General features: G+C 54.1%; 26 protein-coding genes and 1 riboswitch. Of the genes, 15 read left to right on the forward strand and 11 right to left on the reverse strand.

From position 1 onward, the window contains the following. Positions 1–8 precede the first annotated feature (8 nt). Positions 9–695, reverse strand: a complete 687-nt coding sequence (locus B9T62_RS10065) for a hypothetical protein (RefSeq protein WP_087915134.1) — start codon at positions 693–695, stop codon at positions 9–11. A 177-nt stretch (positions 696–872) separates the two neighbouring features. On the opposite strand from B9T62_RS10065, the gene B9T62_RS10070 reads away from it, so the two are divergent. The 9 genes from B9T62_RS10070 (at position 873) to B9T62_RS10110 (ending at position 12255) form a co-directional block, all read left to right on the forward strand. Beyond that, positions 873–2312 carry an SWIM zinc finger family protein gene (locus B9T62_RS10070; protein WP_087915135.1) on the forward strand — a complete coding sequence of 480 codons (1440 nt, stop codon included), beginning with the start codon at positions 873–875 and terminating at the stop codon, positions 2310–2312. 30 nt (positions 2313–2342) lie between these two features. Beyond that, positions 2343–4205: a HEAT repeat domain-containing protein gene (locus B9T62_RS10075; RefSeq protein WP_087915136.1), complete on the forward strand. Its 1863-nt coding sequence runs from the start codon at positions 2343–2345 to the stop codon at positions 4203–4205. Next, positions 4205–5308, forward strand: coding sequence for an AAA family ATPase (locus tag B9T62_RS10080; protein ID WP_087915137.1), 1104 nt, complete (start codon positions 4205–4207; stop codon positions 5306–5308). The genes B9T62_RS10075 and B9T62_RS10080 overlap by 1 nt, the downstream gene beginning before the upstream one ends. Beyond that, a complete protein-coding gene (locus B9T62_RS10085) occupies positions 5305–7641 on the forward strand; it encodes a DUF5682 family protein (RefSeq protein WP_087915138.1) in 2337 nt (778 codons plus the stop codon). The genes B9T62_RS10080 and B9T62_RS10085 overlap by 4 nt, the downstream gene beginning before the upstream one ends. A gap of 3 nt (positions 7642–7644) precedes the next feature. Next, on the forward strand, positions 7645–8856 hold the full coding sequence (locus tag B9T62_RS10090) for a VWA domain-containing protein (RefSeq protein ID WP_087915139.1): 1212 nt from the start codon (positions 7645–7647) through the stop codon (positions 8854–8856). A 153-nt stretch (positions 8857–9009) separates the two neighbouring features. Further along, positions 9010–10095: an aspartate-semialdehyde dehydrogenase gene (gene asd / locus B9T62_RS10095; RefSeq protein ID WP_087915140.1), complete on the forward strand. Its 1086-nt coding sequence runs from the start codon at positions 9010–9012 to the stop codon at positions 10093–10095. A gap of 201 nt (positions 10096–10296) precedes the next feature. Beyond that, on the forward strand, positions 10297–11178 hold the full coding sequence (locus tag B9T62_RS10100; protein ID WP_087915141.1) for a hypothetical protein: 882 nt from the start codon (positions 10297–10299) through the stop codon (positions 11176–11178). Between the two features lie 75 nt (positions 11179–11253). Next, positions 11254–11451, forward strand: a complete 198-nt coding sequence (locus tag B9T62_RS10105; RefSeq protein ID WP_087915142.1) for a DUF3934 family protein — start codon at positions 11254–11256, stop codon at positions 11449–11451. 111 nt (positions 11452–11562) lie between these two features. Further along, complete coding sequence (locus B9T62_RS10110) at positions 11563–12255, forward strand: pseudouridine synthase (RefSeq protein WP_087915143.1); 693 nt, start codon at positions 11563–11565, stop codon at positions 12253–12255. A 688-nt stretch (positions 12256–12943) separates the two neighbouring features. Here the strand turns inward: B9T62_RS10110 and thiE are convergent. Genes thiE through B9T62_RS10140 form a run of 6 tightly spaced genes read right to left on the reverse strand, consistent with a single transcriptional unit; the run spans position 12944 to position 17961 of the window. Next, on the reverse strand, positions 12944–13597 hold the full coding sequence (gene thiE / locus B9T62_RS10115; RefSeq protein WP_087915144.1) for a thiamine phosphate synthase: 654 nt from the start codon (positions 13595–13597) through the stop codon (positions 12944–12946). Then, entirely contained in the window at positions 13584–14408 is an 825-nt protein-coding gene (gene thiD, locus B9T62_RS10120) for a bifunctional hydroxymethylpyrimidine kinase/phosphomethylpyrimidine kinase (RefSeq protein WP_087915145.1), read from the reverse strand. Before thiD ends, thiE begins: the two co-directional genes overlap by 14 nt. Before the next feature lie 33 nt (positions 14409–14441). Beyond that, on the reverse strand, positions 14442–15236 hold the full coding sequence (gene thiM / locus B9T62_RS10125; RefSeq protein ID WP_087915146.1) for a hydroxyethylthiazole kinase: 795 nt from the start codon (positions 15234–15236) through the stop codon (positions 14442–14444). A gap of 44 nt (positions 15237–15280) precedes the next feature. Continuing rightward, positions 15281–16339, reverse strand: a complete 1059-nt coding sequence (locus tag B9T62_RS10130) for an ABC transporter substrate-binding protein (RefSeq protein ID WP_169834362.1) — start codon at positions 16337–16339, stop codon at positions 15281–15283. Between the two features lie 43 nt (positions 16340–16382). Next, on the reverse strand, positions 16383–17162 hold the full coding sequence (locus tag B9T62_RS10135; RefSeq protein WP_087915147.1) for an ABC transporter permease: 780 nt from the start codon (positions 17160–17162) through the stop codon (positions 16383–16385). Then, positions 17143–17961 carry an ABC transporter ATP-binding protein gene (locus tag B9T62_RS10140; RefSeq protein WP_087915148.1) on the reverse strand — a complete coding sequence of 273 codons (819 nt, stop codon included), beginning with the start codon at positions 17959–17961 and terminating at the stop codon, positions 17143–17145. The genes B9T62_RS10135 and B9T62_RS10140 overlap by 20 nt, the downstream gene beginning before the upstream one ends. Positions 17962–18047: 86 nt before the next feature. Further along, positions 18048–18151: riboswitch (TPP riboswitch) on the reverse strand. A gap of 267 nt (positions 18152–18418) precedes the next feature. Here B9T62_RS10140 and B9T62_RS10145 point away from each other — a divergent pair. From B9T62_RS10145 to B9T62_RS10160, 4 genes are all read left to right on the forward strand, one after another. Next, on the forward strand, positions 18419–19264 hold the full coding sequence (locus tag B9T62_RS10145; RefSeq protein ID WP_087920212.1) for an amino acid ABC transporter substrate-binding protein: 846 nt from the start codon (positions 18419–18421) through the stop codon (positions 19262–19264). Positions 19265–19317: 53 nt separating this feature from the next. Next, the gene (locus B9T62_RS10150) at positions 19318–19986 is read left to right on the forward strand and encodes an amino acid ABC transporter permease (protein ID WP_087915149.1); all 669 of its coding nucleotides are present in this window, start codon (positions 19318–19320) and stop codon (positions 19984–19986) included. A 13-nt stretch (positions 19987–19999) separates the two neighbouring features. Further along, positions 20000–20743, forward strand: coding sequence for an amino acid ABC transporter ATP-binding protein (locus B9T62_RS10155; protein ID WP_087915150.1), 744 nt, complete (start codon positions 20000–20002; stop codon positions 20741–20743). Positions 20744–20885: 142 nt separating this feature from the next. Then, on the forward strand, positions 20886–21608 hold the full coding sequence (locus B9T62_RS10160) for a 4'-phosphopantetheinyl transferase family protein (RefSeq protein ID WP_087915151.1): 723 nt from the start codon (positions 20886–20888) through the stop codon (positions 21606–21608). Between the two features lie 579 nt (positions 21609–22187). On the opposite strand, the gene B9T62_RS10165 is transcribed toward B9T62_RS10160, so the two are convergent. Both B9T62_RS10165 and B9T62_RS10170 read right to left on the reverse strand, forming a co-directional pair. Continuing rightward, entirely contained in the window at positions 22188–22865 is a 678-nt protein-coding gene (locus tag B9T62_RS10165; protein ID WP_087915152.1) for an S-layer homology domain-containing protein, read from the reverse strand. A 115-nt stretch (positions 22866–22980) separates the two neighbouring features. Further along, positions 22981–23556: a hypothetical protein gene (locus tag B9T62_RS10170; protein ID WP_087915153.1), complete on the reverse strand. Its 576-nt coding sequence runs from the start codon at positions 23554–23556 to the stop codon at positions 22981–22983. Between the two features lie 228 nt (positions 23557–23784). On the opposite strand from B9T62_RS10170, the gene fur reads away from it, so the two are divergent. After that, positions 23785–24258, forward strand: coding sequence for a ferric iron uptake transcriptional regulator (fur, locus tag B9T62_RS10175; RefSeq protein ID WP_087915154.1), 474 nt, complete (start codon positions 23785–23787; stop codon positions 24256–24258). 143 nt (positions 24259–24401) lie between these two features. Here the strand turns inward: fur and B9T62_RS10180 are convergent, their stop codons facing one another. Together B9T62_RS10180 and B9T62_RS10185 are read right to left on the reverse strand one after the other, a co-directional pair. Next, positions 24402–24953, reverse strand: coding sequence for a hypothetical protein (locus tag B9T62_RS10180; protein ID WP_087915155.1), 552 nt, complete (start codon positions 24951–24953; stop codon positions 24402–24404). A gap of 150 nt (positions 24954–25103) precedes the next feature. After that, complete coding sequence (locus B9T62_RS10185; RefSeq protein WP_087915156.1) at positions 25104–25784, reverse strand: TIGR00266 family protein; 681 nt, start codon at positions 25782–25784, stop codon at positions 25104–25106. A 127-nt stretch (positions 25785–25911) separates the two neighbouring features. Between B9T62_RS10185 and B9T62_RS10190 the strand changes: the two genes are divergently transcribed. Further along, a complete protein-coding gene (locus tag B9T62_RS10190; protein ID WP_087915157.1) occupies positions 25912–26346 on the forward strand; it encodes a hypothetical protein in 435 nt (144 codons plus the stop codon). The last annotated feature ends 132 nt before the right edge of the window (positions 26347–26478 follow it).

Below are 26478 nucleotides of genomic sequence, written 5' to 3' on the forward strand. Positions count from 1 at the left end.
CTCTTATGTTACTGTTCTCTCTCCTTCAGTAAAGAGCTATCCACATCATGATCCTCCAAGGATTCTGCAATTTGCTGCTTATTGAGATGCAGGACTTCATTCGTATAAGTAAACCCGATGTTATCAAGATTGGAGCCTTCCGCTTGGAGGGTATCCAACAGCTGCAAGACCCGTTCCAACTGATCTGGCTCATTGCTCTCGGTGATGGAAATATCTTCTAAAGTAACGCCAATCCTTACCGAAGCCGCGTGTTTGAAGGATGGCAGCTGTGTCAGCTGATCTTCTGTGAGTTCATTTACATTCTGAATTTCTATGAAAATGGAGGTCGCCTCCGGAAACTGCTGCATAATCAGAGGTTTCAAGGCTTGAGTCGCCTGATACTTCCATAATTCACGCGGATAAGCATCGCTGAGTGCCTGCGAGTCGATCTCCTGCCCGACATGAAAACGGAGGTTAGGCTCCAGAAGAGGATAGGCGTAAGCATGATACGTACGGTGCATGAAGTCAAAATCCAGCTTCTTAATCTCAAAATCCTGTTGGTAACGTTCCTTCAGGTAGGACTTAAATTGAGTTTGCTTGTGTTTGGCTTCCCAAGGTGAGCCCCAAAAAAGAAAATAGAATGCTGCCGCAGCAATGAGAGCGATCCCCAGCCACAGTAGAACCTTTGCGGTTCTGGCTTTAGTTTCTTTTAACATTCCACAGCACCACTTTCCATAGTTTACTAGTAGGTCTATCATAACTTATAATGACTGGATAATTAAGGTATAGGTCAGATCCTTGAACTTATGTGCAAACAGGTGATCGTATGGGTCAAATCTGGGTAATAAAGAAGCAGGACTGTTAAAATTTACATACCAGGGAGGAAATAAACTTTGCCTGAACTTACTAGCTCCTATATTGATTCGCTTGCGCCGAATGCCGCCGCGATCAAGAATGGCCAGGGATTGGTCAAGAAAAAAAGCTTCGTGCAGCTGCAGCAGTCAGCGGAAGGAGATCTGCTGTTTGGGCAATGCTCCGGGAGCGGGAAGTCCAACTATGAATGTTCTGTCGATTTCATCGTACCGGACAAACCGCTAGCCCGCTGCACCTGTCCAAGCCGCCAGTTTCCCTGCAAGCACGCGCTTGGATTAATGTATGCGTTCGTTGAAGGGGCAGCCTTCGAGATAGCTCCGGTGCCTGAGGATATTGCTTCCAAACGCGAGAAGGCCGGGAAACGCGAAGAGAACAAAAGCAAGCAGGAAAATAGTGAAACTTCGCCCAAGCCGAAGAAAGTTAACAAATCGGCGCTGAAGAAGAAGATCAATGCCCAGCTGGAGGGACTTGATGTCCTGGAGAAGCTGGTGCTGTCCCTGATCCGCAGCGGCCTGGGTACGATAGACGGCAAGATGCTGAAGAACATCCATGAGCATGTGAAACAGATGGGCAATTATTATTTGTCCGGTGCGCAGATTGAGCTGCGGCGGTTCGCGCTGCTGCTGGCCGAGGAGCGTGAGGTGGAAGAGAACTATACCTATGCAGCGGAGCAACTGACACTGCTGCATGCTTTTATCCGCAAGGGCAGGACTTATCTGCAGTCGAAGCTGGAGGACCCGGAGCTGGCACTGGATCATGAATCGACAATTGAGGAATGGCTTGGGCATGCCTGGCAGCTGACCGAGCTGAAGGCAGCCGGACGGGTCACGCAAGACGTTGAGCTGCTGCAACTGTCCTTTTTCAGCTATGACGATGCGGCCCGCTTGGAATTCGTCGATCATGGCTACTGGATGGAGCTGTCCAGCGGCGATATTCACCGTACTGTGCAATATCGACCCCGCAAAGCGGCCAAACATATGCGTGAGGAGGACAGCTTCTTTGAAGTTGTCCAGACAACCAGCCTGTACAAGTATCCGGGTGATCTGAACGCCCGCGTGCGGTTCGAGGAGATGATCCCCCGTGCGGTGACGGCTGCCGATCTGGCCCATGTCAGTGCCCAGGCGCACCGCTCTTTCACCGAAGCCTTCAAACAAGTGAAGAATCAGCTGAAGAATCCGCTCAGCGACAAATCGCCGGTGCTCTTGCTGCACGCCGCCACGGTCGGGAGAACGGCCAGCGGCCAATTTGTACTGACAGATCAATCCGGCGTCCAGCTGGTTCTGGAAGACATTTCTGCGCTGCCGCAGGGGTCAGTGACGCTGCTGCCCTATCTGGCAGCCCCACAGCTGCGCGACTGTGCGGTGCTGGTGATGTTTGAGCATCGGCTGGACCAAGGCCGTCTTGTTGCCCAGCCCCTAAGCATCGTCAAGGATGACGACGTTACCCGTCTTCTGTATTAGAACATATGCGAATCCAAAGGGGGATAACTGATGAGTACTGCATTGCTGCAAGAGCTTCATCAAGAAGTGAGAAGACTATATATTGCCGGGAGCGACCTGGCTGCCGGAGACTTCCGGCTGAAACGTCTGTTGCCTCAGTTCCAGCAGCTGGGTGAGCGGGCGCCGGTGTTCAAGAAGCTGGGCGAAGGCATCACGGCGATTCTCGAACCTTCAGAAGGAACGGGGACAGCACTAGGGCTGCAGAATCTTGCTCTGCTGCTGGGTTCGGTATTATATACCCAGGGGACAACCACTGTTGACGGAGAGGTACAGGATATTGAAGGTCAAGGGGTAATGCTGTCCTCGCAGTTCGGCTACCGCAGGCTGGCCGAAGTGCAGCGGGCTTTGACTACCACCGGCAGCGGGCGTTACGAGATTGTGACGGCTGCCTTCGCGGCCGGGTTGTTTCAGGATCTGCGTCTGCTTCCCTTTGCCTTGAAGGCGCTCGATGATCCTTATTCAGAGCTGGCCGATTTCGCGATGAATACCATTCTTCCCGCCTACGGAGCCCCCATCGTGCCTTATCTGGTACAGGACTTCAATCCCGGCGGCGGCAAAAGTGAAGTCCGCAAGCTGAATGTGATCCGTAAGGTGGGCGGCGGCCAGGTGCTTGACTTGCTGTTTCAGACTGCCGAAGAAGCGGCGGATGAGGTAAGAGCGGCAGCGATTGAGGCGCTTGCCGGTCATGAAGATTACACCGAAGCGCTAATTGCTTATACGAAGGACAAGAAGAAGCCCATCCGCGAAGCGGCTTACCATGCATTGGCGGAAGGGGGCACTGCCGAAGGGAGGGAAACATTGCTGGAGGCGTTCACGGGCAAAGACAAGCTGCTGGTGGCCGCTGCGATCCAGAAGCACCCTTCTCCGCAGATGACAGAGCGGCTTGCTCCGCTCTTTACAGCTGAGCTGGAACAGCTCCCGGCCGCTCCTGCAGAGAAGAAGGAGGCGGACAAAGCAGAGAAGCGGCTTGAACCTTACCTGACCGCGTTCAGCTATGCCCAGCACCCGCTGTTGATGGATATTTTTGGACATATTGTGGGGAGAGCCGAAACGTTCGCTGCCCTGGGCTTGCAGCATGTTCTAATATTAACAGCTGTTTATTTGGAACGTTCCGGTTCGCCGAAAGGGTTGGAGTTGCTGGAGGAACTGGATAAGCAGTATCCGGTGTATCTGTCTTATACATTCCGTCTGGGCTATGCGATCCTGCCGCCGGATGAGCTGTATATGCGGCATGTAGGTTCTACTGTAAACCGCCTGAAATCCGTAGTATCCAAAAAAGCCAAAGCCCGTGAAGAAAAGATTGTCGATTCAATCGATTCAATCCTAAAACAGAAACGACAAGAATATCTTCAGCAGTGGTCATTGGCCAACGGAGGGGCACATTACGAGTTTGAGGTAACTCCGGTGGAGCATCTGGCGGCAGGCTGGGATCCCCGCTGGCTGGATTGGCTGATTGACCGTGATGAAATCGGACTCGTCAGTGAGTTTGCCCGTCCCGGACATCCCAGAGTAGAGAAATATCTTGTGAAGACGATGAAGGATCGCAAGCAGATCAAGAATTCCACCGGTTACATAATCATTAGAGCTGTATTCGCCGGTCTGGAACGCGCGAAGGCCGATAAGCAGCTGCGTGATGCCCTCCTGCTGGAGGTGCTGGAAGACAAGAAGACGAACTTGGGCTACAACATCAACGCCGTCCTGTACAATCAGATGCTGCAGTTTCCGCCGGAATATGCAGATCGTCTGGAAGCCGTGATTCCGCAATACTCGTCTTTCTACATCGTTAGACAGATCAAAGAGGTTGTGCATATCTTGCGCGAGTCCGTGAAGCCTATTCTAAAGGAGATGAACTGATGACAACAGAGCAAGATCAGCTTCAGGATATGATGCGCCTGCCGGCAGAGCTGTTATACAGCCATGAGCTGGAGGCGTTGATCAAGGAAGAGAAGGGGAGTATTCCAGCCGGCTGGAAGATGTCGCCCCGTTCCGTGTTGACCTTTATTGCCGGAGGCAAGGCGGGCAAGACGGTGATTACACCCAAATATATCGGCAACACAAGATTGATCGAGATGGCGATTGCCACCCTGGTCACCGACCGTGCTCTGCTGCTGATCGGTGAGCCGGGAACGGCCAAATCCTGGCTGTCCGAGAATCTGGCGGCAGCCATATACGGTAATTCCGGATTAGTGGTCCAAGGCACTGCCGGCACAAGTGAAGAGCATGTGCGCTATTCCTGGAACTATGCCATGCTGCTGGCGAACGGGCCTTCCCCGGAAGCGATGGTAAGAAGCCCAATCATGCGGGCCATGGAGGATGGCGGGATTGCCCGGTTCGAGGAAATCTCCCGTTGCGCTTCCGAGGTGCAGGATGCACTGATCTCGATTCTCTCCGAGAAGACGATCTCGGTGCCGGAGCTGGGCAAGGAGACCAGCGCGCGCAAGGGCTTCTCGATTATCGCCACCGCGAATACCCGGGACCGCGGTGTGAACGAAATGTCGGCCGCGCTGAAGCGGCGGTTCAATATCATTGTGCTGCCTGCGCCGTCGGATCTTGCGACCGAGCTATCGATTGTCAAGAAGCGGGTCGGCGAAATTGCCGCTTCCTATGAACTGCGGGCTTCGCTTCCGAAGGATGAAGCGCTGCTGAAAGTGGTCACGATCTTCCGGGAGCTGCGCAGCGGCATGACGGTGGACCGCAAGGAGAAGCTGAAATCGCCCGCAGGCGTGATCTCAACCGCAGAGGCGATTTCACTGCTGACCAACAGCATGGCGCTGGCGGCGAGCTTCGGCAACGGGGAGCTGACTGACCGTGATCTTGCAGCCGGGCTGCAGGGAGCCATTGTCAAGGATGACGACAAGGATAAGCAGGTCTGGAAGGAATATCTGGATAATGTAATGAAGAAAAGGGGAAGCGAGTGGCGGGGGCTCTATCAGGCCTGCAAGGAGATGAACGAGTGAACTCCATAGCGGATGGCTCTGTATTTATCTTTGGGGTACGCCACCTCTCCCCGGGCGGCGCGAAACATCTGCTTGATTATCTGGATGAGATTCAGCCCACGGCTGTGCTGATTGAAGGACCGGCCGATGCCACAGATGAGATCCGGCATCTGACCCATCCTTCCACGAAGCCGCCTGCTGCCATCCTGGCCTTCACGGATGCTGTGCCGGTGCGGACGGTGTTATGGCCCTTTGCCGTCTATTCACCGGAGCTGCAGGCCATGAGATGGGCGCAGCGGCAGGGAGCGGAAGCCATTTTTATCGATCTGCCGTCCTCCGTCTCGCTGGCGCTGCAGGATGTCCTCCACCCCCGATGGAAGGAGTCGGAGGAGCCATCGGCAGTATCAGCTGCCGAACCGGAAGCAGCGGCTGAACCGGAACGTTCCGTGTACAGCCGGATTGCCGAAATGGCCGGAGAGGCCGATTATGAGATGTATTGGGAACGCAATTATGAGCATAATGCCAGTCCGGGAGCCTACCGCGACTCGATTCTGGCCTTCTCCGCCGAGATGAGAAGCCTGGGCGAGCAGAAGGAGCAGCTGGAGCGTCCGGCCGAGCATGCCTATAATTATTTGCGCGAATCGCATATGAGGCGCAAGATCAAGCAGACGATTGCCGCCGGGCATGACCCGCAGCGGATTGTAGTGGTCTGCGGCGCTTATCACGCCGCAGCCCTTGCCGACCTCACCGAATCGATGAGCGACCAGGAGCTGGCGGCGCTGCCTTCCCGTAGTACCAAGCTGACCCTGATGCCGTATTCCTACTACAAGCTGTCCAGCATGTCCGGATATGGGGCAGGCAACGCAGCTCCCCATTATTTCCAGCTGATGTGGGAAACGATGGAGGCGGGCGTGCCGGAGAAGCTGCCTGCCCTGTACCTCTCAACGGTAGCGCGGCAGCTCCGCAGCAGCGGGACCCACCGCTCGACCGCCGAGGTGATTGAAGCGGTCCGCATGGCGGAGTCACTGGCCGCACTTCACGGCGGGAGCGCGCCTGTGCTGCGTGATCTGCGCGATGCGGCGCAGACACTGCTGGGGCACGGGGATCTCTCCACCGTGGCCGAGGCCTTGGCGAGAGCAGATGTGGGCACCGAGATTGGCAGTTTGGCTGAAGGGGTCAGCCAGACCCCGATTCAGGACGATCTGAACCGCCATCTGAAGCGGCTGAAGCTGGAGAAATATAAGACAGCGGTAGCCACCGCACTGTCGCTCGATCTGCGCGAGAACCGGCGGGTCAGCTCTGCAGAGGCCGCGTATCTGGATTTGAACCGCTCCATACTGTTTCACCGGCTGCAGCTGTTGGGTATCTCCCTGGCCAAGAAACAGGCCAGCACGCAGGAAGGGGCCACCTGGGCTGAGAACTGGCTGCTCCAGTGGTCTCCCGAGGTGGAGATTGAGGTCGTGGAATCGACCTTGCTGGGGGAGACGGTTGAGGTGGCCTGCGCTTATGTGCTGCGGGAGAAATTCCAGCATTGCAGCTCGATAAGAGAAGCTTCAGCGCTGATTGCCGCTGCCTGCCGGTGCAGCATGACCCGGCAGATGGACGAAGGGCGCAGCGTGCTGCAGCGGCTGGCCGCAGACAGCCGCGATGTGGCGGAGATTGCCGCCGCCGCCCACGAGCTGTCCGTTATTATCGGCTACGGCGATATCCGCAAGGTTGACGTTCAGCCGCTTGTGCCGCTGCTGGAGCAATTGTTCTACCGCGGCTCCTTGTATCTGCAGGATGCCGCTGGCTGCAGTGACGAGGCTTCCGAGCGGATGATCGCTGCTATGAACCAGCTGAACCGGATCGCCCAGGATCATAGCGAGACTGTGGATGAGCAGCTCTGGCTAAGCGAGCTGCAGCAGTTGTCGGCGCGGGATGACCGTCATCCGCGGCTGTCCGGGTTCGCCTGCGCGATCCTGATGGAGCGCGGGGCGATAACCGCTGAGCAGTGCGCCGCCGAAGTGTCCCGGCGCCTGTCTCCGGGCATCCCGGCGGACCTCGGCGCCGGCTGGTTCGAAGGGCTCTCGATGCGCAACCGCTACGGCTTGCTGTCGCGGATGAGCCTCTGGGAGCAGCTGAATGATTACATCAACGCCCTGGAGGATGAGGAATTCAAGCGTGCGCTTGTGTTTCTGCGCAGAGCGTTCAGCACCTTCTCCCCCAAGGAGAAGACGATGATTGCCGAGCTGCTGGGCGAGATTTGGGGCGTGCATGCCCAGCAGGCGGCAGAGGTGCTTACGGGTGAACTCAAGGAGGAAGAGACAACCATGCTGGATGAGCTGAATGATTTTGACTTTGAGGACTTTTAGGATATGAGTGAACCAAGAGAAGAGAACTCTGTCTCCCGTTGGCGGCTGATTCTGGGCCGGGAAGCCGAAGGTCAGCTCTCCGGCTACTGTGAGGACTTCAGCATCGGCCTGACCCAAGATGAAGAGATTATGGATGCGGCCCTGGCGGCGATCTATGAAGATCAGAACGGCGCAGCGGGCGCGTCCAGCGGCCCTGGTTCGGCCAGAGGCGCTGGACGCGGACGCGGCGCAGTGAACCTGTCCAAATGGCTGGGCGATGTGCGGTCGCTGTTCCCGGAGGATGTCGTCTCCATCATCCAGAATGATGCGATGGAGCGTAAAGGCTGGAAGCAGCTGCTGTTCGAGCCGGAACTGCTCGCTTCGGTGAAGCCGGATATCCAGCTGGTAGGCACGCTGATGTCGCTGAAGGGCAAGATCCCGGAGAAAACCAAGGATACTGCGCGCCTCTTGGTGCAGGGCGTGGTGGACGACCTGGTGAAGCTGCTGGAGACGAATATCCGCCGCGCCGTGACCGGTGCGCTTAACAAGCGGCAGCATTCGCCCTTGCCTTCACTAAGCGGCCTGGACTGGAAGCGGACCATTCAGCGCAACCTGAAGCATTATGACACGGAGCGCCGGCAGATCATCCCGGAGAAGTTCTATTACTTCGACCGCGCTCAGCGCAGCAAAGAGTGGACAGTAATCATCGACATCGACCAGAGCGGTTCGATGGCCGACTCGATTATCTGGGCTTCTGTGGTAGGCTCGATCTTCGCCAGCATCCCGGCGTTGAGCAGCAGAGTGGTGGTGTTTGACACGGAGGTGGTCGACCTAACCGAGAAATGCGCCAATGATCCGGTTGATATGTTGTTCGGCATCCAGCTTGGCGGGGGAACGGATATTCATAAATCGGTCAGATATTGCGAACAGTTTATTGAGGAGCCGAAGAAAACACTGTTTATTCTGATCTCGGACCTCTACGAGGGCGGCAACCAGTCCGGCCTGGTGCGCCGGATGAAAGAGATGCGTGAATCCGGGGTGCGTACGATGTGCCTGCTGGCCCTCTCGGACAGCGGCAAGCCGTTCTATGACCAGCATCTCGCGAATCAACTGTCCCATGTTGGGACCCCCAGCTTCGCCTGTACGCCTGCGCTGCTGCCACCGCTGGTGGAAGGCGCGTTGAAGGGCCAGGATCTGGCTGAGCTGGCGAAACGGCTGGGCACTATGCCGGGATAAATTTCCTGTTTTGCGATGGAAGGAAGAGGCGGTGGACAATTTGCCGTGTTTATTTTACACTTAAGACTCGCAAATTCTCTACGGGGCGTATATCATTAATTATCGGCCTATTCTTCGGATAGGACAGTTACTTAAAAGGAAGTGTGGTTTCTCATGTCAAGAAAGCTTAGAGCAGGAATAGTCGGCGGTACGGGAATGGTGGGCCAGCGGTTTATCGCTTTGCTTGAGAATCATCCCTGGTTTGAGGTAACGGCGATTGCTGCCAGTGCCAAGTCGGCTGGCAGAACGTACGAAGAATCCGTTTCAGGCAGATGGAAGCTAGAATCCGCCATGCCAGAGCGCGTCAAGCAGATTATGGTTCAGGATGCTTCCCGTGTGGACGAAGTCGCCGCGGATGTTGATTTGATTTTTTGTGCCGTAGATATGAAGAAGGATGAGATCAAGGCATTGGAGGAAGCTTACGCCAAGACCGGAACTCCGGTAATTTCCAACAATTCGGCACACCGCTGGACACCTGATGTGCCAATGGTAATTCCTGAGATTAATCCGGGACATCTGAAGGTCATTGAACAGCAAAGAGAACGTCTCGGCACCTCAACCGGCTTCATCGCGGTTAAGCCTAACTGTTCCATCCAAAGTTTCATGCCAGCGCTGAATGCGCTTAAGGATTATAAGCCGTCCAAGGTAGTGGTTACGACGTATCAAGCGATTTCGGGAGCAGGCAAGACCTTTACCGACTGGCCGGAAATGCTGGATAATGTTATTCCCTATATCGGCGGAGAAGAAGAGAAAAGCGAGCAGGAGCCGCTGCGTATCTGGGGCAGCATCGAGAACGGACAGATTGTTCCCGCCCAGCAGCCGGTCATTACTTCGCAATGTATCCGTGTGCCGGTTGCTGACGGGCATATGGCGGCAGTGTTTGTTTCCTTCGAGCAGAAGCCGTCCAAGGAACAAATTCTCGACCTGTGGAGAAACTTCCAGGGCCGTCCGCAGGAGCTGGAGCTGCCAAGCGCACCTAAGCAGTTCATCACCTACTTCGAAGAAGAGAACCGCCCTCAGACCCGGCTGGACCGGGATATTGAGAAGGGCATGGGCATCTCCGCAGGCCGACTGCGTGAAGACAGCCTGTACGACTATAAATTTGTCAGCCTCTCGCACAATACCCTGCGCGGTGCTGCAGGCGGCGCGGTACTGATTGCCGAGCTGCTGAAGGCTGAAGGTTATATTCAGCCCAAATAACCCGCCAGCCTCATATTACACAAGCTTTGGTTGAAAATGAAGACAAAGGACACTCTGTGTCTTTTGTCTTTTTTAAAATAGTAGTAAGTATAAGTTTCACCTGATCCTTTATCCTTTCTATTTCTCGCAGAAACGGTTGCCGTCCCTAAAAGGACGGCGAAGCCGTTTCTACTTACAAGAATTCTTGGAGGTTAGTTAATAATGAAACTTATAAGTGCAATGATTGCAGTAATGCTTAGTGCGAATGGTGTGTCTGTGCCAGATTCATTCAGCCGTCCAGAGTACCCTGCTGCCCATGCGGAGACGATTGCAGCCGTGCCGGCGCAACAGCAGGCACAGCTTGAAGCGAAATATCCGAATTTTGTGCATAAAGAGAAGATTCAGACAGCCAAAGACACCTATGAAATTTATTATTGGAATACAGGCGACTTCGATTATACCCAGTTTCTGATCATGCGAAATCAGGGTGTGATCTTTGACAGCAAGAAGACCGGGATCCGAATAGAAGGCGGGTTAAAGGTAAACCCTGTGAAGAATCAATGGGCCGAAACCGTTTCTCTGAGGGGCCAAACCGCATTCCGGTTTGAGCTGGCAGACAACCGGCCGGAGTCCGCTAACCTGCTTGTTGAAGCTTTGAACGGGCGCATGCAGACTACGGTTCATGATGCGGTTAATCTGGAGTTCCGGGATGTTAACAATGATGGACGCAAGGAGCTGCTGAGTGCGCCGTATTTAGGCCAAATGCCGCTGGGACCTGCGCCTGTGTCTGTATATGAGTGGAAGAACGGTCACTATGTGCCAAACGTTGCAGAGACCCGTAAATTTTGGGAGAGCGAACTGAAAAGAAGGGAACAAGCCTTTCGGGCCAAACCTTCTGAAGCTTCTCTTGATGCCGTTGTTTCGGCCTATCTGCTGCTGGACCGCCGGAGTGAAGGGCTGAAGTGTTTTGATCTTTACCGTGAGTGGGCTGGAACAACTGCTGGCGGCAAGGCTCTGGTGGACAAATACTACAACTACCTCAACAAGAAGCAATATGAAATTCCTCTAAACTGGATGAAACAGGCGCAGCCGCTTAGCAAATAGAATTCGTAAAAGTATGGTAAGATAGACTAGGCGTATGCATCTACGACGAATACTGATTATTGACGGAGTGATAACATGGCAAAAAGCAAAGGCGGCGGTACAGGCCGGGGAACAGGCAGCAAGGGCTGGACACGCTGGAACAAAACAGCTAAGCCGGTGAAGCCGGCCAAAAGCGTAGGCGGTCCTCCCGGAGCAGCCGGCAAACCTACCGGGAGCAAGGGAACCAAGACAGCCAAAGGAACCCGCACAGTCAAAGGCGGAAGCAGTAAGTAATTGTCCGGAGCGGGCAACCTTTCATATTCCCCATCATCAACATCTGATTTTGTTCGCTGAAATCAGATGTTTTTCATTATGAAATCAAGTCTATCCTGAAGGCAGGTTGTTATGAGAATCAACAAATATATGAGTTTAACCGGTGTTTGCTCACGCAGAGAGGCCGACCGCATGATAGCGGCAGGACGGATAACGATTAACGGCAACGTCTGCGCGGAAGGTGGAGAGGTCATTGAGGGGGATGAAGTCCGGTTTGACGGCAAACTCCTGTCCTTAAGTACCGCCAAGCCGGTCTATCTGATGCTCAACAAACCGCTTGGCATTACCTGTACCTCGGCCCGGCAGGTGGAAGGCAATATTATCGATTATGTCAATTATCCTTCACGTATTTTTGCGGTGGGCAGATTGGATAAATTCTCCGAGGGACTGATCCTGCTGACCAATGACGGCGCGATTGTCAACTCGATGATGCGCTCCGAGAACGGGCATGAGAAGGAATACCGGGTAGTAGTGGATCATGCGGTGACGGAGGCGTTTCTACAGGAAATGGCAGGCGGAGTGGAGATCCTGGGCGTCACAACCGAACCATGCAGGCTGTATAGAGTGGCTGAGCGTGAATTCGGCGTTATCCTGACTCAGGGGCTGAACCTGCAGATTCGCCGAATGTGTAAAGCCTTGGGCTACAGAGTGCTGTCACTGGAGCGGATCCGCATCATGAACCTTACGCTTGACGGGCTGGAGCGGGGAGAGTGGAGAGAAATGGACGAAGCGGAGCTGCAGCAGCTGTTCTTTTTGCTGAAATAGTTGTTATTATTTAGATCCCAGCGAGTATTAGAGGGTTGCTCTGAAACATTCGGAGTCATAAGATGCGAAATTGGTTACTACTTAGAGCCCCCTTGTGTTCCTTGTGTTCCTTGTGTTACTCGCCCACGCAGGGACCTAGGTAGTAACCGAAATTGCAACTAATTTCAGCTGAAACGCCCATTATCAGGATAATAAGTGCAAATCTGGTTACTACTTAGGTCCAGTGAGGAATGATAGGGAAATTCTACCGCTAGTTGGACGAAGGTTGGGCGTTCTGGCGAGCTTATAGGGATTTTTACCACTAATGAGGTCCTAACCGCTCCGAAAAGCCCTCAATGGACGATGTAGTGGTAACTTTTCCCTATAAGCCACGACAATCGAGCATGAGCCAGGTATTAACGGTAGTTTTTCCCCATAGCCCCCTCAGGCATCTAATTTGGGCTGTTGAGCGTTATAGTCCCGATATACTCGAGATTAGTTGCAGATTTGGTTACTACTTAGGACCCCAGCCATTCCCAAGTAGGTTTGTGCCTTTGTCAGGGGCGTTCGTAAGGTTGAGGTAATCAAATGCGCATTGTGGTGAGTGGTGAAGGAGTAGACTTGCGTGTCAACCGACGAATTAAAAAAGAGCAGGGCTTTCCCGTATAACCGTGGAAAGCTCTGCTCTATTTATTATGGCTGACCATCATTAGCCGATGGCCTGCACGAACGCTTCCGCCGCAGCCTGGACGTCGGCCGCCCCGGCAATCGCCGAGATCACGGAGATGCCGTCTGCTCCGGCAGCCATAACCGGTCTGCAGTTAGCGGCAGTAATGCCGCCAATGCCGACCAGCGGGATACTCAGGCCGCTGCGGCGGAGCACTGAGATTGTGTTCGTGCCTTGCACCGCGCGGGCGTCGTCCTTCGACGACGTCGGATAAACCGGGCCAACGCCCAGATAATCCGCTCCGTCGGCAATCGCCTGGCCTGCTTCCTCCAGCGTATGCGCGGAGACGCCGATGATCTTGCGCGGGCCAAGCTGCTCGCGCAGGGTACGCGCGGGGACATCCTCCTGCCCGACATGGATGCCATCGGCATCCAGCGTTACGGCTAGGCCGATATCGTCGTTGACGATGAACGGGATGCCATGGCTCCGGCAGATCTGCTGCAGGCTTCGGGCCAGCTCCATACAGGCGGCACCGGTTAGGGCGGCGGGTCCTTTCTCGCGGAACTGGAACATCGTAATGCCGCCGGCAATCGCTGCGCGGAGCACCTCGGCCGGGGTTTGGCTGCAGTTGCCGCTGCCCATAATGAAATACAGCTTCAGCTGCTGCCGGATCACACTGCTGCTAATACGCTCCATTACGCTCACCCCGCATCCGGTTCTGATAGGCAAAATGATTCGTCGGTCCATGGCCTCCGCCTAGTTCAAGCCCATCTTCAATCGCGGCCTGGATGAACGCCTTGGCCGTAGCTGCGGCCTCCTGGACTGTACGACCTTTGGACAACTCCGCGGCCAGCGCCGCCGAATAGGTGCAGCCAGTACCGTGAGTATGCAGCGTATCGATTCGTCTGCTCGTAAGATAGCTGAACTGTTCGCCATCATAGAGCAGGTCCACAGCTTCTGTAGTTCCGGTATCATGCCCGCCCTTGAGCACCACATAACGCGAACCCATCTGATGAATGACCCGGGCTGCGTTCTCGCGGTCTGACAGACTTACAATCGTAAAGCCGGTGAGAAGTTCGGCTTCGGGTATATTGGGGGTGGTAACCCAAGCCAGCGGAATCAGCTCGCTGATCAGCGACTCTACAGCTTCGCTCAGCAGCAGTGCGGCCCCGCCTTTGGCAACCATCACCGGGTCAATCACCAGCTTGCGCCAGCCGTACTGCCGCACCTTCTGTGCGACACAGCGGATAATCTCGGCGCTGAACAGCATGCCGGTCTTGATGGCATCCGGCTGCAGATCCTCGCCGATGGAATCCAGCTGCTGGGCGATGGCTTCCAGGGACAGCGGATATACCCCCTGTACCCCCAGCGTATTCTGCGCAGTGATAGCGGTGAGTGCGGACATGCCATAGACGCCGAGCTCCTGAAAGGTCTTCAGATCAGCCTGAATACCGGCTCCGCCGCCGCTGTCGGAGCCGGCGATGGTTAATACTTTGTTGATGCTCATCCATGTTGTCCTCCTTGTAACGTCAGGTGTGGATTAATGAAGCTGGCTAACTCTGGATCTGGCTTGGTATTGTTCTGGAGTGACCAGAGCAAGCTGATTCAGGAATTCGATCTGGAAGCTGCCCGGACCCTGGCCTGCAGTCCGTTCTGCGGCGATCTCGGCGGCAACGCCATAGAAGGAGAGGGCTTCCGTAGCCGCTTCCAGCCATGCTCCACCGCTGACTGCCAGGAAGGCGCCCAGCACTGCGCTGAGCAGACAGCCTGTACCGGTCACCTGAGTCAGGATGGAGTGGCCGTTGCCGGCGACATAGGTAGTGCTGCCGTCAGTAATGATGTCTTCCTTGCCGGTGATGATGACGGCGCAGCCCAGCTTGCGTGCCGCTCTTACGGCAAGTAGAGGGACATCGCCTTCGCCCGCTCCGGCATCTACCCCCTTGATCGACCAGCTCTCGCCAATCACATGAGCGACCTCGGCTACATTGCCGCGCAGCGCCGTAATCTTAAGCTCGCTTACCAGCCGGTGCGTGACTTCCGTGCGGAATGCCGTAGCCCCGGCACCGACGGGATCGAGCACCAGCGGCACACCATGCTGGTTGGCTGATTGTCCGGCCAGCAGCATGGAACGGATCGCCGCATCATTAAGCGTGCCGATATTCAGTACAACTGCCGCTGACATCGCCGCAATATCGGCCACCTCTTCGCTGGCATCGGCCATAAACGGCGAGGCGCCAAGTGCGAGCAGGCCATTCGCGGTGAAGCCGGCCACTACAATATTGGTAATGTTGTGAATAAGCGGATTGCTCTCACGGACTTTGGACAGATAACTCATAACTATTCCCCCTGGACGATTCGGATTCTGATATGAACGGAAATCTATTGCAGATTAACAAAAGCATCCTTGGCATTAATCTCGGCATTCAGCAGCTTATTGTCAGCAAGCCACTCATGCACCTGCTCCCAGACGGCCGGGTCCTGATAGCCGAAGGCTTCATTGCCCGCGTCCATCAGGGGCAGCAGAATCTGCAGGCTCTTCTGCTCGATCTCCGGATCAAGCGGAGAAGTAGCATCCTCTTGCTCCAGCAGCCATGCTATTGCCTCCTTGGGATGCTCCTGCACAAACTGCTGGCCTTTGGTGGCCGCCTGGATAAACTGGCTGAAATAGCCCTGCGAATCCTGCAGCCCTTGCTCGCTGCTGACCAGCACCAGCTCATAGTAGTCAGGAACGCCATAATCAGTCGGATCGAGAGAGAGGACCGGATGGCCTTCTTTTTCCAGAATCAGCTGCTCGTGGTTAATGAATCCGCCCATAATGGCGTCCGTTCTGCCGGTAGCAATCGCCGGGATCAGATCGAAGCCTATATCGGTGAGCTGCAGGGATGCCGGGTCTCCGCCATCATTTGCCACCATCGTACGGATCATCGCTTCATAGAGCGGGATGGAGGAATAGCCGACCGTTCCGCCTGCCAGATCCTTCGGTGTCTTGACAGCGCCATCCTGTGGCACCATCAGATGGTTCAGCGGATGTCTGACAAGGGCCGCAATCGATTTGACCGGGATCTGCTCGCCGCGCGCCATCAGCACCTGGGGCTGGTAGCTGAGCGCCAGATCCACCTTACCTGCCGCTACCAGCTTCAGCGCATCATTGCTGTCCGCAGGCATCTGGATTTCTACGTCCAGACCAGCATCGGCGAAATAACCCTGCTGCTCGGCGGCATACAAGAAGGAATGTACGGCATTCGGATACCAGTCCAGCATGATCGACAGCTTGTGGGGTTCGCTCTCCGCTGCAGGTGTATTGGCTGCTGCAGGAGTACCTGTGGCTGCTGCGTTATCGCTTCCGCTGTTGCTTCCGCAACTGCTAAGGATCAGCATCAGGCTCAGGAATAACAATATAGTTTTACTAAGATTGCTTTTAGTACGGGTATGACTCATGTTTGGAATCCTCCTGTTTTCGCAGAAACGGATGCCATCTCCCTCAGAGGACGGCAGAGCCGTTTCTTCTTAAAATAACTACTTCAATCCAAGCGACAGCGAGAAACAGCAGGATGCCCATGACCGACAGCAGAATCACCGCCGCAAACATCTCGGCGCTCTGTAAATTGCCCGCCATCCGGCGGCTGAAGTAGCCCAGACCCTCACGGCCGCCCAGCCATTCGCCAATTGTCGCCCCAATGACACAATATACAACCGACAACTTAAGGCCGGAGAAGAAGGCAGGCAGTGCCAGAGGGGCCTGGGTCTTCGCCAGCACCTGCCAGCGGCTCGCGCCCATCGTCAGCAGCAGGTCACTGTAGCCTTTGCCGCTTGAGCGGAGGCCGTCGTAGGTGCTGACCACCACCGGGAAGAACGCGGTCAGGAAGACCACCGCCACCTTGCTCCACAGCGTATAGCCGAACCACATAATGAAGATCGGCGACAAGGCAATCAATGGAATCGTCTGGCTGATGATTAGAAAAGGATAGAGGGCTTTCTCCAGCGGCCGGAACATAAACATTCCCGTGCCCAGCAGGGTACCGCATAGGATTGACAGCAGGAACCCGGTAAGCACCTCCTGCAAGGTGGCGAGCAGATGCACGCCAATCAGCAGCTTCCGGTGTTCCAGCAGGGCCGCTCCAATGGAGGAAGGGGCAGGCAGGATGAACTCCGGGACAGCGCCCAGCCGGACCACTAGCTCCCAAACCGCCAGCACCACCGTGGCCAGCAGTGTGAACGGCCCGTATTTCTGCAGCAGCCCTTTATATGATTTTGCTCTCATACAACCTCCGCTCCAGCTGCGCACGCAATTCAATGAATCGTGGCTCATAGTTCATCGTGTGTGTTCTCGGTCTTGGCAGCTCCACAGTCAGCTCTTCCAGGTCCTTCTCTGGACCAGCAGCCATCAGATAAATCCGGTCGCTGAGCAGCAGCGCCTCCTCCAGGTCGTGGGTGATGAATAGAACCGTCTTGTTCAGGCTCCCCCACAGGTCCAGCAGCCAGCGGTGCAGCTCTCTTTTGGTCAAGGCGTCCAACGCACCGAAGGGTTCATCCAGCAGCATGAGTTCACTGCCGGTTACAAGGGTGCGGATGAAGGCCACGCGCTGGCGCATGCCGCCGGACAGCTCGCGCGGGTAGGCGGCTTCATAGCCGGCTAGTCCGAATTGGCGCAGCATTTCGCTTACCCGGGCGGCGTCTTCCTGTTTGTTGTTCCGGCGGCTTAAGGTGAGTGGCAGCAGGCAATTGTCCAGCGCCGTGCGCCAGGGCAGCAGCAGATCCTGCTGCGGCATATAGGCGACCTTGCCCAGCCGCTGCGGCCCCGGCGTTCCGCCATCCAGAGCGAGTCTGATCTCGCCGCTGCCTGGCTCCAGCAGTCCGGCAATCATGCGGAACAAAGTGCTTTTGCCGCAGCCGCTCGCACCGACCACGGAGATGAATTCTCCGCGCCGCACCTTCATGGAGAGATTGGAGAATACCGGAGTGCGGACAGGTCCGGGAAAGCTGTAGGCCAGATGCTGAATTGATAATAACTCCGTAATACGCAGCCCCTCCTTAGTAGCTTGAATTTCATTCCTTTCCATAAAAACAAGAAAGACCCATCTAGTTCCCGGAGGAATAAATGGGCCAAATCATCCACGCTGCATCTGCCATTGCCATGCAAATCTATGAACATTCTGCTCCACTTCCCTCCGCTGGTATAATCCAGATCAGGTTCCAAGGGTCCGGAGCATCAAGCTCCATCTCAGTCAGGCGACTCCCCTAGTGAATAAACAGGACACTATGAAATTACAATCGGTTATTAATATAGCACAACCTGGAAAGCTGTGGCAATGAATATCAATGAGGGCGGCGCAGACCGTTCACGAATATAGCAGGATAGGGGAAAGAGAACTCCCTGCACATGTGCAGCAGCAGCGTATGTGCAGGGAGTTTTTTTGCGATGACAGCGCGACTGGGGTGAGGAGAAATTATTGCATTTTCCGGGCAAGCTATAGCTCAGTCATTAAGAAAGGGGAATTTGGAATGAAAATACCTGTAATGCGTAAGTTGAGTCTGCTCTTCCTGCTGGCTTTGGCCGTGTCGGGCTGCGGGAATAATACAGCCGATAATTCGGCGGCTGAACCTACGGCAGCACCCAAACCAGGTTCTGCTGCAACCGCGGCACCTCCAGCTGCAGCAGACGACAGTCTGCAAGCCGTCAAATCCAGGGGCAAGCTGCGGATCGGCACCGAGGGCACCTACGCGCCATTCACCTATCACGATACGGACGGTAAGCTGACCGGCTTTGACGTTGAGATTGCCACAGAAGTAGCGAAACGCCTGGGGGTGGAGCCGGAATATTTTGAAACCCAATGGGACGGATTATTTGCCGGGATGGATGCTAAGCGTTTTGATGTGATTTTTAATGAAGTATCGGTTACGGATGAGCGCAAGGTTAAATATGACTTCTCCGAGCCCTATATCGTTTCCAAGGCAGTGCTGATTGTCGGTGAGAATAATGAGGAGATTACGAGCTTCGCTGATCTTAAGGGGAAGAAGTCCGGGCAATCTTTAACCAGCAACTTATCCAAAATAGCAAGTGAAAATGGTGCGGAAATCGTGGCAGTGGATGGTTTCAACCAGGCTATTGACCTGCTGATTTCGGGACGGATCGATGCAACGGTGAATGACGGTTTGTCTTACCTGGATTTGAAGAAGCAGAAGCCGGATGTGAAGATCAAGGTGGTGGATGAAATAGAAGGAGGTTCACAAAGTGCGGCAGCCTTCCTGAAGGGACAAGATGAGCTGGTTCAGGCTGTCAGTGCTGCGATTTCCGATATGAAAAATGACGGCACCTACCTTACTATTTCCGAGAAATATTTCGGAGCCGATGTTTCCAAATAATTTAGGGCCAGGTTTCCGCTGCGGACTAGAGGCCTGCGAAGGATGTCATAACGATGGATGAGCGCAAACTGCAGATTGTAATAGACTCGCTGCTGCCACTGCTGAAAGCCGGGGTGGCTTTTACCCTTCCCCTGACGCTGGTATCTTTTGTGCTGGGCCTGCTGCTGGCGGTATGGACGGCGCTTGTGCGGCTGGCCCCTTGGACGTTTCCCAAGCTGATTGCCCGCTTCTATGTGTGGATCATCCGTGGAACGCCGCTTTTGGTGCAGCTGTTTATTATTTTTTACGGCTTGCCGACATTGGGCATTGTGCTTGATCCATTTCTTGCCGCAACCATTGGATTTACACTTAGTGTGGGCGCTTATTCATCGGAAATTGTGCGTGCCGCCATTCTGTCGATCCCCAAAGGCCAGTGGGAGGCCGCTTTCTCAGTCGGCATGACCCGGTCGCAGGCGCTGCGCCGGATTATTCTGCCGCAGGCCGCACGTGTCTCGGTACCCCCGCTGTCCAACTCGTTCATTAGTCTGGTAAAGGATACCTCACTGGCGGCAACGATTACCTATGTGGAAATGTTCAAAACCGCGCAGCAGATTTCCGCCACCACCTACGAACCGCTGCTGGTGTACTGTGAGGCCGGGGTGTTCTATCTGATGTTCTGTTCGGTACTGTCCGTGCTGCAGATCTATCTGGAGAAACGTCTGGGCCGTTATTCTGCAGGTTAAAGGAGAGATACATTTGATTGAAATCGCTGATTTGCATAAATCCTTCGGCACGCTGCAGGTATTGAAGGGGATTGACCTTAAGCTTGAAGACGGCAAGGTGCTGGTCATTATCGGCCCCTCCGGTTCCGGCAAAACCACACTGCTGCGCTGCTTCAACCTGCTGGAGATTCCTGACCAGGGCACTCTGGCCCTCGGAGATACCGTGATTCATTTCAACGGGCTGGTTACCATTCCCCGTAAAGCACTTCAGGCTGTTCGCCAGCATACGGGAATGGTGTTTCAATCCTATAATTTATTCCCGCATATGACGGCGATTGGTAATATAATGGAAGGACAGGTTACCGTTCAGAAGCGGTCTAGAGATGAAGCGCGTAAGCGTGGACTTCAATTGCTGGCCAAGGTGGGCCTGGCTGACAAAGCGGATTCATATCCGCACCAGCTATCCGGCGGACAGCAGCAGCGGGTGGCCATTGCCCGGGCTATGGCGGTGGAGCCGGAGGTGCTGCTGTTCGATGAACCAACCTCGGCGCTCGACCCCGAGCTGGTGGGTGAAGTGCTTAAGGTGATCCGCCAGCTGGCTGCGGAAGGCATGACGATGATTATTGTGACCCATGAGATGAAATTCGCCGCCGACGTGGCAGACTGGGTAATTCTGATGGATGAAGGTGTGATTCTGGTGCAGGGTACCCCTCAGGAGGTGCTGATAGAGACGAAGAACCCGCGTGCGCTGCAGTTTCTCAGGCAGACTGAGCGGTGATGAGGGTAGCGAAGGTGGATGGTGGACGCTAACAGCTGGCTATCAACTGCTGACTGCTCCTTGGATTCTGCTGAACGTTGTTTAGCCAAGTATCCTGGTTAGGTTGCAAGACAAGTATTAGTACAATGGCGGGAGAGGTTGTGTGGGTGTGAAGATGTGGAACGGGGAGGACACTGGAGTCTGTTGTGTTGAAATACCGGCTGATGTGGCGGAGCCGACCGTGCTGCAGTTGATGTCAGCGCTGTCTGCCGCGAAGCAGCAGAAGATCAGGCGGTTGATGAGGCGGGAGGACGCGCTGAATGTGTTGATGGCGGACATCCTCTCCAGGCTGTGCATCTGCCGGACACTGGGCATCAGGAACAGGGAGATTGAATTCGGTCAGAATGCGTATGGGAAACCCCATCTTATGGGACAGAATAGGCTTCATTTCAACCGTTCCCATTCCGGGTCCTGGGCAGCTGTGGCCGTATCGACCGAGAGTGTGGGAATTGATGTGGAACGGATAAGCAAGGCCGATCTAGGGGTGGCTGAACGTTTTTTTGCGCCGCAGGAGTACAGGCAGCTGCTGCAGGTGGAAGGGGGGGAGAGGCAACGTTTCTTCTATGATCTGTGGACGCTGAAGGAGAGTTATATCAAGGCAGCCGGACAAGGGTTGTCGCTGCCTTTGTCCTCGTTCTCGATTGATTTGCGCAGTGAGCAGATCACCCTGGAGACGGAGCATGAATGGAAGCCTTGTTACTTCCGCCAATATCCGATTGATCCCGCATATCGCTTATCACTCTGCTCGCCGCTGAACCGTTTGCCGGATGACGTGGAGATGATAGGGCTGGCAGATCTGTGCGAGGAATTCTCACAGTATTTATAGGTCATTATAGGTATACATAAGATAACAGCAGGTTGGACAAGGAACCAACGAACCAACGAACCAACGAACCAACGAACCAATGAACAACGAACGAACAAACGAACGAACGAGCCAACGAACCACAAACATACGAACCCGCGAGCCAACCAACCTCACGACGGACCGTTTAGCCCCTATTTCGTCATTTCTGCGTTATTTTGCTGCGTTACGGACCCTATAGACCTTATTCGTACACTTTAGGCTCCCAGCAGAGGGAATTAGGCCAAATAGGGGCAACTGAGTCTGTTAGCGCAGTGAAATATGCTGTTTTGCAACAGATAAGGGCTCCTCGGTCCGTTGTCCCTCAACGGCCACGGGGAATAATGAGTTGGTTACTGGCGGGGTTCAGACTTATTCTGGAGAAACGGTAGTGTTCGCCTTTAACAGCGATTGGAAGAACCCTTCGAACCCGAATCGAGGCTTCATTCACAAGTAACCTACCGCTGATTTTGGTTTTGAACCGAAAAATTGACATCCAAACTTTTAATAGTTTGGATGTCAATTTTTGTTAGTATTGAATCCTTCTGGTTCATGGAAGGATTATTCCGCTTCCAGAGCCGCAGCCTGCTGGGAGCTCAGGTAATCAAGTGCGTTATACAGCATTACTGCTGCTTCAGCGCGTGTGATTTCGCTTTTTGGATTAAATTTGCCCTTGGCATCCAGGCTGTTGATGTTGTACTTAAGGGAACGCTGGACGCTGCCCTGATAGTCAGGGGTCAATTGATCTTCATCTGCGATCTTGGCAGGTACGATGTTGATCATTGGCAGGCCGCCAATTTGCTCAATCCCTTGCACAAGGAAGGAAGTGAACACTTCTTTGGTGATTAGCTTGGCAGGATCAATGTTCTCAGGAATCTGGATTCCGTTGTAGTGGGCATTGATGAACGCTTCCGCGTACCAGGCTTTGTCTTTCACTTTGGTGAACAAGGCGCTGGCAATCGGAGCCTTGTTGTAGTCAATGGCAGCCAGACTAAGCTGGAGACCGCCGGAGATAAACTGAATCCCCTGTGCTGTCGTAACCTTGGAGCCGGGCAGGAACTGGGTGTCCGAGATGCCTTTGATCAAGCCTTGTTCTTTAAGCGAGATGATCTTGTCTTTGCCGCTGGTGCTGCCAATATCCTTGAAGCTGTCTCCAGCAGCAAACATCTGGCTTCCCAGAGAGAAGGAGAGCAAGGTTACTGTTGTAATAGCCGCTAAGGTTCTTTTTCTCATATTCATGTTCATTCCACCTCATAGTTGGGTTTGGCCGGTTGGCCTTTATTACCATCTTTGACGGGGAGTTGAACCGAAAGGTTGCGGACCTCTACATATTTTATTCTTGTGCTCTAACCTTTCACATCATTTCACGAAAAAGCTGGTTGCGGTACGGGTATTTGCTGAAACGTGTCTTGAAGCTCATGAACACCCCATAGTCTGCTACGGTGACCGTTCTGAGCGCAGAGGTGGGGATTAAGCGCCTTACCATCGCCTCGACCGCGCCTGTATCCTTGCGCCGCAGAGCTGCAGCGAAAGACCTGGCGAAGGTGTAGCTGCCGGCCAGCTTGCGGTACAGCGGCAGCGCCGAGCGGGCAACATAGCGGTGTGCCCGGGTATTGAAGGTGAACTGCACCAGGCCGGTTGGGATGGTGGTGCCGCTAGTATAGTAAGCAACGGGTAGCGGGAATGGAAAGGCTATGAAATATCCAATTGCGTTGGTTCCATAGTCATCCTGCCGGGCCAGGGTTGGCAGCGTGGACAGCATCCGACCCATAAGATCCAGGTCTGCAGTAACGACGGCGGTTGTCCACTTACTGGCGAAGGGCTGATTTCCGGCAATCTTCCGGTAGAATGGCAGCATGGCTCTGGCAACCGTCTGCAGCACTTGTGCGGTCACCCGAAGCCGGGATTGCTGTTTCGTGCCATGGTTCATATGCGCATCCTCCTCATATTCGTTTCTATAAGATGAACTTCATTCTTAAGTTCACGTTCTATATAAGGTATGGCAGGCGGGCTGGTGCGGGTATGGGCGGCTGCCGGGTGCCGGGTGCCGCGAAATATAGTTTCCATCGCTTGGGAACTAAGGCACTTTTCTTTGGCGGATAATTTTGTTATGCTTATATCGTAAGAATTACTGTTTGCGGAAAGGCTGGAAACCCAAATGGACCCTATTGCCAACATTAGCCAGCAATTTGCGGCACAAAAGTATAAATTAACCCCCCAGCGCCAGGCGATTGTGAAGGTGCTGCTAGATAACGAGAAGGATCATCTGAGTGTGGAGGAAGTCTACATGATGGTGAAGAACAGCTATCCCCATCTGGGTCTCGCCACAGTGTACCGCACCCTGGAGCTGCTCTGTGAGCTGCATATTGTGGAGAAAATGAACTTCGGAGACGGCGTATCACGTTATGATCTGCGTGGCGGTGATCACGAGCATATGCATCATCACCTAATCTGCAGCGTATGCGGCAGGTTGGAGGAGATCAAGGAGGATTGGCTGCTGGATCTGGAGAAGCGGCTGGAGCGGGAGTATGGGTTCCAGGTCTCAGACCATCGGCTGGATTTCAAGGGGACGTATAACACCTGCCAGAAAACGTCCTGCAAGCGCGAAAAGGCCAACAAGGCCGTTTCGTAAGCAGGGAAACAGGACAAAGGCTGCCCGTTCGCAAGGTTATCTTGCGAATAGGCAGCCTTTGCTGCAAATATAAGAATGTTGAGGTACGAATGCCGACTCTTTCAGAGGACGACAAAGCCGTTTCTTCTTGAAATATAAGAAAGTCAGATCTGCTTGTTCGCACTGCCTTTGGCCTGCTTGGGCCAGAATGTATAGCTGAGGCTGATGATCATATCGATGGCCACGATCACTCCCCATATCTGAACCGTGCTGGATAAGTTCTCGGTCCGGGCGGCATCGCCGACAATGTAGTTGATGCCTGTGATCACGCCATAACAGATGGCATAAGCCAACAGGTGCAGCAGACAGCCTGTGCGTTCATGCTTCGCATGCTCCGGTCCATACTTGGGTTTCGCTGTCGGCGGCGGGCCGCCCGCGAAGCGATAGGCGAAACGTTCATCTGCCCAGCGGATCATCTTGTGTCCGAAAGCGATCGAAACCCCGATATATATCGCCGATAGGCTGTGAACGAAGGTAGCCGTGGCGCCATCCTTCAGATCATAAATAGTAGCAACAATCAGAGCCAGATCAATCAGCGGTGTGCAGAGCAGCAGAAGTGCGCCCAGCTTTTTTTGCTTGAAGATATAACGGGAGGTCAGTCCCCCCAACACAAACACCCAGAAGGCAATCTCACAGCCTACAATGAAATATCCCATTCCTAATCATTCAGCCCCTTTTAAATAATACAAACGTATTAAATAACCGAATTCATAGTAACACAGAAACATTCACAATTCAACTAAATAAAAAAACTGCCCTGCGCAGCCATTTCTGCTTGCAGGACAGCTCGATAATGAAGCGGGTTCCTATGGACGGCTGGGAATGAACGACCTCATCCATGTGCCGAAGCTGCCAGGGTTACGGCTCTGTACCAGCACAACACCCTCCCCGCGGAAGCGGCAGACCAGCGCTTCGCCGCTCGTGAAGCTGTTCAACCAGCCGGACGCCGCTTTTTCCACCTTGTAATCCATATAATCCGGCCAGGCCACAAGATGCCCGTTATCGATAATCATCTCTTCGCCAGCCTCAAGGTTGATGGCGTGAATCGCTCCGAAGGAGGAGAGAAATACGGTTCCGCTGCCGCTGATCTCTATAATAAAGAACCCCTCCCCCGAGAAGAGGCCCCGGCTCAGATTCTGCATCTTGGTGTTGACCTGTATGCCTGAGCTGCCCGCCAGGAAACCGTCCTTCTGCACAAACAGCTTGTACGATCCGTCCAGCTCTACGGCCTGCACATCGCCCAACGATCCGGGAGACAGCAGAACCTCGCTTTGACCGCGTGTGGCTGTAAGCTCCTGGAAGAAGAACTTCTCACCGCTCAGCATTCTTCCCAGCCCGCGCATAATGCCGCCGTCCACCGTACCGCGCAGCTCCACATTCGGCGACATCGCCACCATTGCGCCCATTTCTGCCTTGACACTTTCCCCGGAATTCAGATAAACCTTCAACATAGCAAATGCGCCTTCATATAATACTTCATATTTCATAGTCATAATCCTCCGATTCCTATTGTAAATAATAGAGGGTTCTCTTCCAGTATCCATGCTTCGTTTAAGAAAGGCAAATATAGGTTATAAAAAGGATACAAGACGTCACATTATAAGAGGTGCAGCCATGAACAGTCAACCCAAATGTACTGACCTGAATTACAGAACAGGATGTTATTCTTTACTGCTGATGGTCCTGTCCGCTTTGCTGCTATTGTCAAATGCCCAGGATGCAGCTGCCAAGCCGGTGGATCAGGCGGCCGTGTCCACGTCTCAGAAACAGAGTTCTGCACAGAAAGACCATAAAGTCGTCAAGAAAACAGCTTTTGGCATCTATGAAGGCCAGGCAGACAGCCATACCGTTGAAATGTCCGTGTACGGCGAGGCGATTGCGCTGCAATTCGATGAGGAACTTGAACCACTGATCAGCAGCCTTGACGAAGGTGAAAAAATAGCATTTACGTATACAGAGCAGCAGGCGGGCGATGATCCGCATGTGATGCTGCGAGAGCTGATCTTCATCCGCAGAATTGCTGCGGGCAGCGACCTTTTTAAAATATAAGAATTTAAATGCTTCACGCCATAAATTATCCTTCTATTTCTCGCAGAAACGGATGCCTGAAAGCGATACGTAGTATCGCTGCTTCGGAAGCATACGCTTTGCAGAGGACGGCGAAGCCGTTTCTACTTATCA

Source organism: Paenibacillus donghaensis, from assembly GCF_002192415.1.
In the GTDB taxonomy this organism is placed as follows: domain Bacteria; phylum Bacillota; class Bacilli; order Paenibacillales; family Paenibacillaceae; genus Paenibacillus_AQ; species Paenibacillus_AQ donghaensis.